Source organism: Ruoffia sp. FAM 26255 (assembly GCF_045528525.1).
GTDB lineage: Bacteria > Bacillota > Bacilli > Lactobacillales > Aerococcaceae > Ruoffia > Ruoffia tabacinasalis.
On record NZ_JBGQQX010000009.1, the window covers coordinates 46,660 to 60,736 of the forward strand.

The following is a 14,077-nucleotide window of genomic DNA, read 5'->3' on the forward strand; positions in this document are numbered from 1 at the left end:
TGTCTAAAGTGATTGTATAAGTACCTTCAGTTAATTCTTCACTCGTTAACCATTGTAAGTACTCGTTATACTCACCTTCAAATACAACACCATCATCATCCGTCAAAGTAATTCCAGCTTCATCGGATCTAGTACCGTCTAATCCACGCACTTCCACACCTAATTGGTATGTTTCAGCTGGAGCTTCAACTAGATTAAACGCCCCATAAATCGATGAGTTATTGCCTAAGTTCTCTTCGCTTAAAATGATATTATAAACATTGGTCTCATCAGCAGGAATTGCATATTGATTCGTAGTTTCATTAATAGTTGAAACAGTACCTTCTGGAGTATCTAAAGTGATTGAATACTGACCAGCAGGTAATTCTTCAGTGGTTAACCATTGTAAGTACTCGTTATACTCACCTTCAAATGTAACGCCATCAACATCAGCAACAGTAATTCCTACTTCATCGGTTCTAGTACCGTCTAAGCCACGCACTTCAGCGCCTAATCGGAATGTTTGTTCAACCGGAGCCGTTTCAATCAATTCAAATGCGCCATATACAGAAGTTAAGTTTCCTAAAGTTTCTTCATTCAATTCAATTGTATAAAGATTAGGTGTTTCTGTTGGAACAGCTGATTGATTTGTAGTTGTACTTATTTGACTCGTTGTTCCTTCTGGAGTTGTCAGTTCGATGTAATACAACCCTTCAGGTAATTCATTTGTTGTTAACCATTGTGCATATTCATTATATCCACCTTCGTATACCGTACTATTTTCATCATATACAGTAATTCCAACCTCACTTGTACGAGTACCATCTAAACCACGGACTTCTGCTCCAACGCGGTAAGTTTCACTAACCGGTTCATCAACAAGCTCGAATGCACCGTATACAGCGGATAGGCCACCTAAGTTTTCTTCATTTACATCGATTGAGTAAACATTTGGTGTCTCTGTAGCTACAGCAAATTGTGGAGCCGTGTTATTAATTTGACTCGTTGTTCCTTCAGGGGGTGTCAATTCAATATAATATTGACCTTCAGGTAAAGAACTACCTGTTAACCATTGAGAGTTTTCATTGTAACCACCATCATAAATATTACCTTCTTCATCGGTTAAACTAATACCAACCTGTTCAGTACGAGTGCCTTCTATATTGCGGACTTCAACGCCAACGGGATAAGTTGCTTCTTGCTGTTGTTGAACAGTCTTAGATTCAGGCGGAACACTTTCCGTTTGAGCTAGGGCTAAGGGAGTGACTTGAGTTGCGACCAAAAGACTTGTGAGGGCCATAGAAATTGCATAACGTAAGCGTTTACTTTTCATAAAGAACTCCTCCTTGTTTATAACTATATTATAACACTCATACAATTAAATATAAACCTTTGTAAAAAATCAGTCAATAAAACTACAATAAATCAATGAAAAATCATTAAATATTCAAAGATTAGAAAGTAAGAAAGTTTTGACAAATCCTTCGAAAGCACTTCAGTAGGACGGTAGCTGATATTCTGATACACTTATCACTGAGATTATTAAAAGGAGTGTAAGTAAAATGAACTGGATCACATTAAACAATAATAAGCAGATTCCAATTATCGGAAGCGGTACAAACACATTTGGTAAAGTAAATAATGACTATTCAGCGGACATTAATTCTGATACAACTGAATTACAATCAGCAATTACTAATGGATACAGACATTTCGATACGGCTATTTCTTATCGCAATGAAGCAGTAATTGGAAAAGCTATCACAGAATCAGATGTTCCTCGTGAAGAATTTTTTATAACTTCAAAATTACCTGGTAAACCAGAGTATACGAAAGATGAAGCAACAATTGATGAAGCTGTGAAATACTCTTTAGAGGCATTCCAAACAGATTATATTGATTTATATTTAATTCACCATCCTTGGGATAATGATGAAGAAATGGTTGCGACTTGGAAAGTGTTAGAGAAACATGCGAAAGCTGGCATTTTAAAATCTATCGGAGTATCGAACTTCTCTAAAGATCAATTACAATTAATATTAGATAATGCAACGATTAAACCGACAGTTAACCAAATTAAATCTCATCCTGGAGAATGGAATCATGATGTGATTGAATTTGGACGCGAACATGAGTTATTCGCAGAAGCGTGGTCACCTTTATCTGGTGTAAGTGATGCTAATCGGGAACGACTAAATGCTATCGGTGAAAAATACGGAAAATCTTGGTCACAAGTTGTCTTGAATTTCCAAATTGACCGCGAAGTCATTGTCATTCCAAAATCACACAACTTTGATCGTCAAAAATCAAACTTAGAAGTGTTCGATTTTGAATTAACTGAAGAAGAGAAGCAAGAAATTTACAACCTATAACAGCAAGCCACTTCTATTGAAAGAGGGAAGTGGTGTTTTTATATATACTTAAGGAGAGATGAGATGTTATTTAAAGAAGATGCAACTTACTATGCAAAATTAATAAAAAGTGGTGAAACAACGGCGACAGAATTAGTGGAAAAAGCCATTCAAAATATTGAAGAGTGGAACGATACATTGAATGCCGTTGTACACAAGCAATATGAATTTGCACGGAGTATAGCTAATCGATTTGATCACTACTTTGAACAGTTAGACACCGGAAGCTATGGAGATTTACCCCCATTCTTCGGTGTCCCCATCCTATTAAAAGATTTAGGACAAAATCAAACAGGACAAAAATCAACAAGCGGAGCCCGTTTAATGGAACAATTTGAAGCGACACAAACGGACAATTTTTCCAAGAGTATTGAATCTGCTGGCTTTATTGTTGTAGGTAGGACGAATGTTCCAGAATTTGGTTTTAAGAATGTCAGTGATTCTGAGTGGACAGGTCATGTAAATTCACCTTTAGATTTAAAACGAAACCCTGGAGGATCTAGTGGTGGAGGGGCGGCAGCATTGAAAGCAGGAATTGTTCCTATCGTCACGGCGAGTGATGGAGGAGGCTCTATTCGAATTCCTGCATCTTTTAGTGGTTTAATCGGTTTAAAAACAAGTCGTGGACGCATACCGGTTGGACCAAGCGATTACCGAAGCTGGCAAGGGGCGTCCGTGAATTTTGCATTGACTAAATCAGTTCGAGATACATGGACATTACTAAAATGGATGCAGTCCGAACAGTTTGAAGCCCCTTTTATATTACCGCGAATACCACATGAGTTACTAGTAGATTTAGAGCAACCACTTCGTATTGCATATTCAATGAATACACCAATCGGAGAACCAATGACAAAGGAAGCACAAAGTTTAATGCAAGAAACAATTCGTATATTAGAATCATTAGGACATACATTAGTTGAAGCAGAGCCTGAAATCGATGGTGTTAAAGCAATGCAAACGTACTATAATGTAAATGGTGTTGAGACTGCTTCGATGCTTAAAAGGTTTGAACAGGTATTAAACAGACCAATGACACAAGATGACATGGAATTAATGAGTTGGGCAATTTATCAGTTAGGTTTAAATATTAGCGGAGTAGAGTATTCTGAAGTTTTATCTTATTGGGATGACATAACCGCTGTATCTGAAGCCTTCTTCAAGGAATATGATTTACTGTTAATGCCAGCAACAAACGGACCAGCACCTCTACATACAGCTTTTGCTAAGGGGGATAAACTGTTGAATGACTTAAGGAATATTGAACAGTTTGTTGTTCAGCAGCAACAACATCTAGTTTGGGAAATGTTTGCAGAAAGTTTAGCATGGACACCGTTTACTCAGCAAATGAATCTAACCGGTCAACCTGCAATTAGTTTACCAGTGCATAAACTAGATAATGGGTTACCGTTAGGTGCTCAATTTTCAACACGAAAAGGTGGAGAGTACTTACTACTTCAACTGTCTAAGCAATTAGAAGATGCTGGATACTTAGATACTTCAATTGTAGATACTTTATAATAAAAAAACTAGGACGGGTCATTCCAGACCGTCCTAGTTTTTTGTGTTTAATTAACTTCGACGATAAGAGGTTCTTTTGTCACGTGGTTTAAAACTTCACAACCATCTTCAGTAACAACGACTAAATCTTCAATTCGAACACCGAATTTACCTGGTAAATAAACACCAGGTTCAATTGAGAATACCTGTCCTACCTTAGTTAATTCATCATTGTATTGTGATACATCACCAGCTTCATGCGCTTCTTGACCGATGAAATGTCCTAAACGGTGTGTAAAGTATTCACCGTAACCAGCATCGTTAATCACTTTACGTGCTGCTAAATCTATACTACTTAACGGAACACCAGGTTTAACCGCAGCTATTCCCGCTAGATTTGCTTGGCGAACTATATCATATACTTCCATAGCTTCTTCACTTGGTTCACCATAGAATACTGTTCGAGTCATATCTGAAGCATAACCTTTATACATCCCGCCAATATCAAGAACGGCTGGGTCTCCAACGTTTGGTAAGGAATCGTCGGTTGTGTGATGAGGATCGGCACCGTTTGGTCCGTAACCAACAATAGGCTCAAATGAAAATCCCGAATGACCGGATTCTTTATAGTATCGAGCTAATTCTTCAGCGTATTCAGCTTCTGTTTTACCAGTAGTTAAAGAGTCGATTAATTTTTCCATGACTTGATCATTTAACAGAGAAGCTTCACGCATGATATCAATTTCTTCATCTGATTTAATTGCTCGGATATCGTCTAAGATATAAGAAGCATTGACTGGTTGTAAGTCTTTCTTGATACCCATTAATTCAAGTAAGAAGTGACTTGGCCATACTTTATCGATACTCGTTGCACCATCCGTTAAGATTTCAGCAATTTGTTCCATAATCGCTTCGCCATCTTGATAATAAATGACTGAATAATCATCATTTTCATCAGCACGTGGGAATAAGTTATTTAGCACTAAATAATGTTTACCAGCTGCGGTAGCGATGAAAGCTAATAACCGTTCACCTGGTTGTGTATAATAACCGATTAAATAGCGAATACTGTATGTATCTGTAATAATCATGTTACTAATGTCATGTTTATTCATTTCTTTTACAAGTTGTTTTAATTTTTCCAAAAAATTCCCTCCACTTAAAGATTTAATTGCGTTACAATATATTATAGAGTATACAATGCATTTTAAGTAGATGAAAGAATCAACTCACCCCCAAAATATTTTAGGAGTACGTGTATGAAACTAACTATTGAAACGAAGCGGCGCATCATTCGCTTCACGACAGTCATTGGTGTTATTATTACAATTGTCGGTTCAATCTACATTAGCCAATCCGAATATTTCCAACCAGACGGCGGCTTTTCTGATTTATTGAGGAGATTAGGCTTTATGGCGCCGATTATCTTTATTTTAGTTCAAATTAGTCAAATAGTTTACCCGATTATTCCTTTAGGACTGACCAATGTTATTGGGGATTTACTTTTTGGGCATCTGTGGGGATTTCTGTTCAATACTATGGGAATGATTATTGGTTCGTCGATTAACTTTGTGATTGGCGCGCGTTTCGGTCACGCAGTAATACGGGCTTTTATTTCAGACGATGATTATATAAAGTATATGGGAATTATGAATCATGGCCATCGTTTTAAACGCCTACTTCGGATTGGCTTTCTCGCGCCAATCTTCCCAGATGATATCTTTTGTATGATTGCTGGGGTGTCCAATATGCGGTTTAAACAGTTTATTGGGATGGTCATTGCCTATCGACCTGTATCGGTTTTTATTTATACGTATTTCACATCGAATTTTATCCAAGTTGTTTTTGATTATTTTAGTTAATAGAAGGTGAAGAACATTAAAAATATTATTATTAAACCTGTGAGATTTTACCAAAAATTTATCTCACCCGGACTTCCATCAAGTTGCCGTTATTACCCAACTTGTTCCAGTTATATGATTGAAGCCGTTGAAAAGCATGGCGCGGTGAAGGGGACGACGATGGGCGTGGCTCGAATTTGTCGCTGTCACCCATTTGCAGAAGGTGGCATTGATCACGTTCCGGAACACTTTACATTGAAGCGTCAGTATTTTCGAAAATACGGCGACCCACCACATCCAGAAGATTAACCTACTAGCAACAAATGCTCGTAGGTTTTTTAATTATTCTAAAATAAAAAAATGAAAACAGTTATTTTCTTCTATCTATATATGGAACTAATTATAGAAAGGGAGAAAATGATGTTACAGAAAAATTTATAACTTAAGCAACAAGAAGAGTGCTATTACCAAGAAGGTTTAACTCAAAAAGAAATGGATCAGTTTCAAGTCAATATGGATGGATTAAAGGAATTGCCCGTGATCAACAAAATTTACCGTTAGCTAATATCTCGCCAATCGCTTTAAAAGAACGAATTCTGAATGAATTTTAAATTGAAAAGCCTTACCCACCTATACCTAAATCGATGAAAGATATCAACCAAATGAAACGAGGTATAAAATGTGCTAGATGTCACAGTTTTGATATAACGCAAACAATGTATAAAGTTATCTGTAAGCAATGTGGCCATCATGAAGCCAAAAAGAAATCGGTCGTTCGTACTTTATGTGAATATGGAATGATTCGTTACAAAGAACCGCTCACTGTGAGTGAATGTGAAGTGTTTCTTGATGACCAAGTGAGTAAAAAGTATATCGCACGCACACTTAGTAAGTATTTAGGGGAAATGTATAGCGGAAGGTACGTAACCTATGCAAATAAAAATAGTTCTTTTGAATATGTGTTCGGGAATGTTGAGTTTCCGTTTAAAAATTCTAAAACAAAGTAATTTTAATACTGGTAAATTGGCTAACGGGACGGGTCATTGTAAGACGTGCCCCGTTAGCCGTCTAATTTCCCATGTCACCGCATGACGAGTCCCGATAACCCAACTACCCCCACCAATCCAATCCAAACACCACAACTTCCCCATCTCAGAAAATCATTTTAAATTTTCTGCTTCAAAATATTAAGTATGAAAGTTTGATATGCTATAATATCAGAGAGTGATTAGAAAGAAGGTGACAAGGTGTTAGATTTTATGGATCAGTTTATGGCGAATCAGCCAATAATTCGAATACTTGATATTTTATTAGTCTGGTATTTAATTTATCGCTTATTAATGTATGCTCGTGGAACTCAGATGATGAACCTTTTAAAAGGGGTAGGAATCTTCCTTATTGCCAAAAGTGCGAGTTCACTTGCAGGACTTCAGACAGTGGATTGGCTATTAGGGCAGGTACTATCTTGGGGTGTTGTTGCGATGATTATTCTATTCCAACCGGAACTGAGACGCGCACTTGAAATATTAGGTCGTGACTTGTTTAAGAACCGTAAGAGTAAGAATAATCCAAGTGAGAAGTTAATAAATGATATCGAGAAATCAGTCCAATATATGTCTAAAAGGAAAATTGGTGCCTTGATTTCAATTGAAGGTCAAGATGGCTTGGGGGATTATATTTCAACCGGGATACCACTTGACGCAGAAATAACAAATCAATTGTTAATTAACATATTCATCCCCAATACACCTTTACATGACGGAGCAGTGATTATTAGAGATTATCAAATCGCAGCCGCTTCATGTTATCTTCCACTATCAGACAGTACGTTAATACCAAAAGAGTTAGGAACGAGGCATCGTGCTGCCATTGGTTTAAGTGAAGTTTCTGATGCAGTAACAGTCATCGTATCAGAAGAAACTGGAGATATTAGTGTAGTAAAAGGTGATAAGATGAACCGCGCACTTGACCGAAATGAATTTAGAAACATACTTGAAGAATACTTGTTTGTAGATGAAGAGGATTCGAAAGATATATTGCAAGTCATTCGTGACTTTCTTAATGACAGTTTACAAAGAGGTGATAAATAATGAATAGAGGACTATTTGAGAATAAATGGGCCGTGAGACTCTTTTCTCTGATTATTGCCATTTTCTTGTACATTTTTGTCGCATCAGAGAACAATGCTTTCGTCTTTCAAAGTGCAGCAAACCAACAGTTTGCTAGTATTAACGTAACCGAAACAATTGATAATGTCCCGGTGACCGTTGGAGAGATACCAGAAAATACGTTCATTAGTGGCTTACCAGAATCAGTTCAAGTACGATTAACTGGACCACGTAATGTCATTAACCAAGTATTAGAAAAAGAAATTACTGTCCAAACGGAAGATTTAACAGATATCCCGTCTGGAACGCAACAGATCCAGTTTATCGTTTCTGATTTACCGGATACTGTCGATTACCAAGTTACACCATCGAGAAGATATGTTAAAATATCACAGTTGGAAGAAATTACGGCTGAAATTGAATATGAAATAGATCCGAACGCCATTCAGGACGGCTTTAATGTGGAAAGTGTGTCATTAAATCCTCAAGAAATACAATTAACTGGTGACGTCGAAACGATTCAACAAATTGACCGAGTTTATATTACGATTACCAATCCACAACCAGCCAATAGAAGCTTCAGTGGATCATATGTTTTACAAATCGTGAATGCCAATGGTGAAGTACTAGATGTGAATTCAAATGTCTCGGAAATCGAAGCAAAAGTTGAAGTAGTACAACCTCAAAGTGAAGTAGGTATGCATATCATCCCTTTTGGGGAAGACCAAGCGATGTATACGTATGAATATACGATTACTACGCCTCAGAGCTTGGTAATTCAAGGGAGTCAACCGAATGTTGACACAGTTGGCGTAGTTGCTGATGTCAGTGGTTTAACAGAATCAACAACCATCATGGGTGAATTACAAGTGCCTGAAGGTATGACTGTGATAAATGGTGGCGATGTCCAAATCGAAGTACGCATCACACCAATCGCTTCAAGTGAGAACGAGGAGCAAAGCTCTGAAGAAACCAATGAGACAAGCGAAGAAAATGAAGAAAATGAAGAAAATGAAGAAAATGAAGAAAATGAAGAAAGTAACGGACCCGAATCTGAGAATGGAGATGAAGGAAACACGACTGAAAGTAATGAGTCAGCCGTTGTAGAATCGCAAGATGTCGAGGACGAATCTGGAAATAACTAATAGGAAAAGTTAGGAGATTAATCAATAATGGGTAAATATTTTGGAACAGATGGTGTCAGAGGTGTAGCAAATAGTGAATTAACACCTGAATTAGCTTTTAAATTAGGTCGTTATGGAGGGTATGTGTTACTTCAACACTCTGACGTTGAACATCCACGCGTGCTAGTTGCGCGCGATACACGTATCTCTGGAGAATTATTAGAGTACGCTTTAACAGCAGGATTATTATCTGTCGGAATCGAAGTTATGCGCTTAGGTGTCATCTCAACACCAGCAGTGGCTTATTTAACAAAAACTCAAGGAGCAGCTGCCGGAGTCATGATCAGTGCTTCTCACAATCCAGCACAAGACAATGGAATTAAATTCTTCGGAAGTAACGGATTTAAACTATCTGATGATCAAGAAGCAGAAATCGAAGCATTACTAGATAGTGATGCTGATGAGCTACCTCGCCCAAGTGCAGACGGCTTAGGAGTGACAGATGATTTCCCAGAAGGTTCTATCAAATATATTCAATATTTACAATCAACCATCTCAGCGAATTTAAATGATTTGAAAGTGTGTGTGGATGCTGCCAATGGTGCAACAGCCCCATTAGTAAACCAATTATTCGCAGATTTAGAGACTGATTTCTATACAATGGGAGACCGTCCCGACGGAATTAATATCAATAATGGAGTCGGATCAACTCACCCTGAGGCTTTACAAGAAATGGTTAAAGAAAAAAGTGCAGACCTTGGAGTTGCTTTAGATGGCGACGGAGACCGTTTAATCGCAGTTGATGAGACAGGTGCCATTGTTGATGGTGATAAGATTATGTTTATCTTAGGTAAACATTTACAATCTCAAGGACGCTTAGCTAATGATACAATTGTATCAACAGTTATGAGTAACATTGGATTCCATAAAGCTGTTGAAGAAAATAACATGACAGCTTTAAAAACTAAAGTTGGAGATCGATATGTTGTCGAAGCAATGCTAGAAGGTAACCACACTTTAGGTGGAGAGCAATCAGGCCACATTGTGATGTTAGACTACAATACAACGGGTGACGGGTTATTAACAGCCGTTCAATTAATGGCTGTTATGCGTGAAACTGGTAAAAAATTATCAGAATTAGCGGGTGAAGTGACCATCTTCCCACAAAAATTAGTGAATATTCGTGTTCACGACAAACACACTGTCATGGATGAGCCAGAAGTGAAAGAAATCATCGCTAAAGTTGAAGCAGAAATGGATGGCGACGGTCGTATCTTAGTACGTCCAAGTGGTACGGAGCCAATCTTACGTGTGATGGCGGAAGCTTCAACACCTGAGCGTGTTGACCGTTACGTAGATCAAATCGCAGACGTGATTCGCGACATTCGTGGTATGGAGTAAGCAATTAAACTTAGTACTGAAGAAGTCATTTCTTCAGTACTTTTTTGTTTTAAGACAAATCATCTAAAAAGTAGAAAAAATGGGAGGCAAAGTCGTGATGACGCAGTTAAATGAATTAAATAAGAAAGACCGAACAGTACATTGGCTTAACACTCATCAAGCTGTCAATTTAAGCTGTATCCATTGCCAAGAAGCCTTAAAGTTAGACTCGCATAGTTTGGTGTGCAAGAATGATCACCGTTTTGATATGGCGAAACAAGGCTATTTTTTCATGGCAAAGAAAGCATCGAATACAAAATATGATGCGTCCTTGTTTCACTCAAGACGTGAAATTATTTTAAATACAAAGATGTATCGACCTCTGCATGAATACATTGGAGAGTATCTGAGTGAACATCATGGAAAAGATATTTCAATCATTGATGCAGGAAGTGGAGAAGGCAGTCACTTGTGGCAGATGAGTCGCCAAGTTAAAGAGAATGAGTACAGTTTGATAGGGATTGATTTAGCAAAAAGTGCGATTCAAGCAGCCACAGATTATAATGGGCATATGTTATCGATGATTGCGGATTTGGCAGAGTTACCTGTAGCTAATCATCAAATAGATATCGTCTTTTCAATATTTTCACCGTCAAATTACTCGGAATTTGAGCGTATTTTAAAGCCGGAAGGGGAACTCATCAAAATTATTCCTAACTCAGGTTATTTACAAGAGATAAGACAAGCTCTCATAGATATGGAAATTGGAAATATCCACCCATACTCTAATGAAGATGTTATCGAGGTCTTCAAAACGCATTATCCAGAAGCCAAGATGAAAGAAATTAAGGTGACGCAAAAGTTAACGGACAGTCAGTTGGAAGATTTAGTCGTTATGACGCCATTGACTTGGCAATTAAGTGATGATGAACACCAAACATTACTGACAAAGCTTGATGGTTTCATTACCTTGGATGTAATCGTATTACATAGTAAGATTTAACTATCCCCAACACTAATTAGACAACATTTTGTTCATTATAAGGGGAAATTTTTGCAAGAATATGATACGCTATTCAGTAGTGATTAGGATGAGACATTTATTGAGTGAGATATGCTCCAACCCTAGCTAATAAAATACTAATAGAGGATAGATTTTGCTTCATTATGGGATTCTGACTTAGGAAGAGACATGTCAATCAGTAAGTGCTAAAAACTAAAATCACTTTTTTATATTTAAAGAAAAGGGTGGGGATAGTTATGTACATTTCAAATATCAATTCATCATCAATCAAATTACATGCAATAAATAAAGATGAAATGACTACAAAACAACCGATAACTATTTATTCAGAAGATCAGGTGACATTGCTTTATATCATTAAAGGTGGAGGAAATTACGAAACCAAGTTAAGCAATGGGCAATTTAAAAAAGAAAATTTAATCATATTAAATCCTGGGATGAAACTGACAATCAAACCACTTCGTAAGATGGAGTGGATAAAATTTACTTTATCAGGAATCTTATTTATTTCGAGCATCGACATCGACTCAACTAAACAGCTATATATCATTCACGATGACTCACGCCAAATGAAAGCTTATCTAGATTTAGCGCTTGTTGAAGATGCTAATGAGTTTGAAGGGACTGCTTTAATAACTAAAAAACTCATTGAATGTGTGGTAGCACATATATTAAGAAGTAAAGATTTGACGATTAAAGATGATAATGTGCAAGTTGAGGACGATGAAATTCAATTAGTTCAACGTTTTATTCGAGAGAATTATTCAAAGCGTTTGACGCTAGACCAACTAGCGAGTCATATTTGCATGAAGAAGTATTACTTTATTCGTGTGTTTAAGCAACGGACAGGTTTGTCGCCGATTGATTATCTCATTCAAGTTCGTTTAGCTGAAGCGGAAAAACTATTAGCAGAATCAAATTATACGGTTTCTAAGATTGCGGATTATGTCGGTTTTCATTCGCCATCCTATTTCTCAAAATCATTTAAAGAAGTGAATGATTGTACGCCGTCTGAATATCGTAAAAAAAATACAAAAGAAATGAATAAACGTATTTCATAATATAACAGACACTCCCTAAAGTAAGGTAAAGCCGATACTTTAGGTTTTTTTGTAAATAAAAACGAGTCCCGAAGAACTCGTTAAAAATTATTATAATAGCTCACCGTATCGTTTGACATAGTAGTACTTTACGATAGTGACTAGAATTAAGTAAGCAATAACAATACCTAAGAGCAGAAGCCAAAAAGTATCTGGAAGCGCCGTTAAGTCTAAGGCAGTTCCTAATTGTGTATATGGCACAATCGTCCCAATGAAAATTCCTAACAACGTGAAAAAGGTCATAACCGTTGATGGACGACTTTCAATGAACGGTAACTTTTTAGTGCGTAATGTATATAATACTAGAGTTTGTGTCCATAAAGAGACAACAAACCAACCCGAATGGAATAAAGCAATGAATAATTCTTGTGTTTCTGAATTTAGGCTAGAATAGTTACCACCTAAAAACTGCGGTAAGATAATTAGGAATAAAACAGCAAAACTCAGAATATCAAAAATTGAACTTGTTGGTCCAAACCAAATCATGAATCGTTGAATACTAGAAGATTCCCATTTTTTTGGTGCTTTTAAATATTCTTCATCTACATTATCCCAAGGCATTGACATACAAGAGATGTCATATAGTAAGTTTAAGAATAAGAGTTGCATGGGTAGCATAGGTAAGAATGGTAGAAAAATACTTGCAATCAGTACTGAGAACATATTTCCGAAGTTAGAACTCGTTGTCGCATTAATATACTTCATTATATTTCCAAACACTTTTCGGCCTAGAATAATCCCTTTTTCAAGGATCATTAAATCTTTTTCTAACAGAATAACATCTGCAGAATCTTTGGCGATATCAACGGCATTATCTACAGAAATACCGACGTCAGCTGCTCTCATAGCAGGTGAGTCATTGATTCCATCACCTAAAAAACCAACAACATGATCATTTTTTCGTAATAAGCGAACGATTTTTGCTTTTTGTGTTGGATTGAGTTTTACGAAGACATTGTAAGTTTCGACAGCTTCGGCTAATTGATTTTCGCTCATTTGACTCACGATGTCACCAGTTAAGTAATGTTCCGCATTAATTCCAACTTGTGAACAAATCGCTTGAGTAACTAAAGCATTGTCACCGGTCAATATTTTCACGTTAACATTATGATCTCTTAAAGCATTCAGAGCTTCCTTCGTCGATTCTTTAGGAGGATCTAAAAAGGCTAGGAACCCAATGAGAACCATGTCAGACTCATCTTTAACTGACAGTTCGCCAATTCCTGCAGGATTTGTTTTTTGTGAAAGTCCAAGAACACGTAAACCATTAGAATTCAAATCATCCACTGTGTTCAGTACATTTACTTTTGCTTCTTCCGTGAGTGGTTGGACTTCACCATTGATTTCAACGTATTGACTAATTGAAAGCATTTCTTCTATAGCGCCTTTGGTAATCATTTGCGTTTTCCCAGTTAAATCTTCGACAACTACGCTCATGCGTCGACGATTAAAGTCAAAGGGAATTTCATCGATTTTTTTATAGCTTGAATTGTAAAATTAAGCTAGAAAAATAAATAAACCATTTGTGGTACACTCAAAATAAATTTCCAACCACGAAAATTAGGAGAGTGACCACAAATGGCCTACACACATCTTACCATGAAAGAACT

Annotated in this window: 13 protein-coding genes and 1 pseudogene; 11 read left to right on the forward strand and 3 right to left on the reverse strand. The window is 37.0% G+C overall.

The annotated features are described in order from the left end of the window. Positions 1-1,312 (reverse strand): hypothetical protein (locus tag ACEN31_RS03175; RefSeq protein ID WP_407108612.1); only part of this gene is annotated, 1,312 nt, incomplete at its 3' end. 229 nt (positions 1,313-1,541) lie between these two features. On the opposite strand from ACEN31_RS03175, the gene ACEN31_RS03180 reads away from it, so the two are divergent. Both ACEN31_RS03180 and ACEN31_RS03185 read left to right on the forward strand, forming a co-directional pair. Beyond that, entirely contained in the window at positions 1,542-2,351 is an 810-nt protein-coding gene (locus ACEN31_RS03180; RefSeq protein WP_407101637.1) for an aldo/keto reductase family protein, read from the forward strand. A 63-nt stretch (positions 2,352-2,414) separates the two neighbouring features. Next, positions 2,415-3,911: an amidase gene (locus ACEN31_RS03185; protein ID WP_407101638.1), complete on the forward strand. Its 1,497-nt coding sequence runs from the start codon at positions 2,415-2,417 to the stop codon at positions 3,909-3,911. Between the two features lie 47 nt (positions 3,912-3,958). On the opposite strand, the gene ACEN31_RS03190 is transcribed toward ACEN31_RS03185, so the two are convergent. Beyond that, a complete protein-coding gene (locus ACEN31_RS03190) occupies positions 3,959-5,035 on the reverse strand; it encodes a M24 family metallopeptidase (protein ID WP_407101639.1) in 1,077 nt (358 codons plus the stop codon). Positions 5,036-5,149: 114 nt separating this feature from the next. On the opposite strand from ACEN31_RS03190, the gene ACEN31_RS03195 reads away from it, so the two are divergent. The 9 genes from ACEN31_RS03195 to ACEN31_RS03235 all read left to right on the forward strand — a co-directional run bounded on the left by ACEN31_RS03195 (position 5,150) and on the right by ACEN31_RS03235 (position 12,428). Next, positions 5,150-5,752: a TVP38/TMEM64 family protein gene (locus ACEN31_RS03195; protein ID WP_407089626.1), complete on the forward strand. Its 603-nt coding sequence runs from the start codon at positions 5,150-5,152 to the stop codon at positions 5,750-5,752. 15 nt (positions 5,753-5,767) lie between these two features. Next, positions 5,768-6,040 carry a membrane protein insertion efficiency factor YidD gene (gene yidD / locus ACEN31_RS03200; protein ID WP_138404757.1) on the forward strand — a complete coding sequence of 91 codons (273 nt, stop codon included), beginning with the start codon at positions 5,768-5,770 and terminating at the stop codon, positions 6,038-6,040. A gap of 149 nt (positions 6,041-6,189) precedes the next feature. Next, positions 6,190-6,342, forward strand: coding sequence for a hypothetical protein (locus tag ACEN31_RS03205; RefSeq protein WP_407093497.1), 153 nt, complete (start codon positions 6,190-6,192; stop codon positions 6,340-6,342). Between the two features lie 105 nt (positions 6,343-6,447). After that, positions 6,448-6,738: a hypothetical protein gene (locus tag ACEN31_RS03210; protein WP_407101640.1), complete on the forward strand. Its 291-nt coding sequence runs from the start codon at positions 6,448-6,450 to the stop codon at positions 6,736-6,738. A gap of 252 nt (positions 6,739-6,990) precedes the next feature. Then, positions 6,991-7,821, forward strand: coding sequence for a diadenylate cyclase CdaA (cdaA, locus tag ACEN31_RS03215; RefSeq protein ID WP_338490249.1), 831 nt, complete (start codon positions 6,991-6,993; stop codon positions 7,819-7,821). Beyond that, positions 7,821-8,984: a YbbR-like domain-containing protein gene (locus ACEN31_RS03220; protein WP_407089624.1), complete on the forward strand. Its 1,164-nt coding sequence runs from the start codon at positions 7,821-7,823 to the stop codon at positions 8,982-8,984. The genes cdaA and ACEN31_RS03220 overlap by 1 nt, the downstream gene beginning before the upstream one ends. 27 nt (positions 8,985-9,011) lie before the next feature. Beyond that, entirely contained in the window at positions 9,012-10,364 is a 1,353-nt protein-coding gene (glmM, locus tag ACEN31_RS03225) for a phosphoglucosamine mutase (protein ID WP_407089623.1), read from the forward strand. Positions 10,365-10,461: 97 nt separating this feature from the next. Next, entirely contained in the window at positions 10,462-11,346 is an 885-nt protein-coding gene (locus ACEN31_RS03230; RefSeq protein ID WP_407089622.1) for a methyltransferase domain-containing protein, read from the forward strand. 257 nt (positions 11,347-11,603) lie between these two features. Next, positions 11,604-12,428 carry a helix-turn-helix domain-containing protein gene (locus ACEN31_RS03235; protein WP_407089621.1) on the forward strand — a complete coding sequence of 275 codons (825 nt, stop codon included), beginning with the start codon at positions 11,604-11,606 and terminating at the stop codon, positions 12,426-12,428. A gap of 90 nt (positions 12,429-12,518) precedes the next feature. Here the strand turns inward: ACEN31_RS03235 and mgtA are convergent. Next, a pseudogene (gene mgtA / locus ACEN31_RS03240) lies at positions 12,519-13,952 on the reverse strand (magnesium-translocating P-type ATPase); the annotation flags it as partial. Positions 13,953-14,077: the final 125 nt, after the last annotated feature.

What these genes read in the sequence shown, in the direction of transcription:
- ACEN31_RS03195 (WP_407089626.1), top strand. Translation starts at nt 5,150, where the DNA reads ATGAAACTAACTATTGAAACGAAGCGGCGCATCATTCGCTTCACGACA.
- cdaA (WP_338490249.1), top strand. Translation starts at nt 6,991, where the DNA reads ATGGATCAGTTTATGGCGAATCAGCCAATAATTCGAATACTTGATATT.
- ACEN31_RS03180 (WP_407101637.1), top strand. Translation starts at nt 1,542, where the DNA reads ATGAACTGGATCACATTAAACAATAATAAGCAGATTCCAATTATCGGA.
- glmM (WP_407089623.1), top strand. Translation starts at nt 9,012, where the DNA reads ATGGGTAAATATTTTGGAACAGATGGTGTCAGAGGTGTAGCAAATAGT.
- ACEN31_RS03230 (WP_407089622.1), top strand. Translation starts at nt 10,462, where the DNA reads ATGACGCAGTTAAATGAATTAAATAAGAAAGACCGAACAGTACATTGG.
- ACEN31_RS03185 (WP_407101638.1), top strand. Translation starts at nt 2,415, where the DNA reads ATGTTATTTAAAGAAGATGCAACTTACTATGCAAAATTAATAAAAAGT.
- ACEN31_RS03220 (WP_407089624.1), top strand. Translation starts at nt 7,821, where the DNA reads ATGAATAGAGGACTATTTGAGAATAAATGGGCCGTGAGACTCTTTTCT.
- ACEN31_RS03235 (WP_407089621.1), top strand. Translation starts at nt 11,604, where the DNA reads ATGTACATTTCAAATATCAATTCATCATCAATCAAATTACATGCAATA.
- ACEN31_RS03210 (WP_407101640.1), top strand. Translation starts at nt 6,448, where the DNA reads ATGTATAAAGTTATCTGTAAGCAATGTGGCCATCATGAAGCCAAAAAG.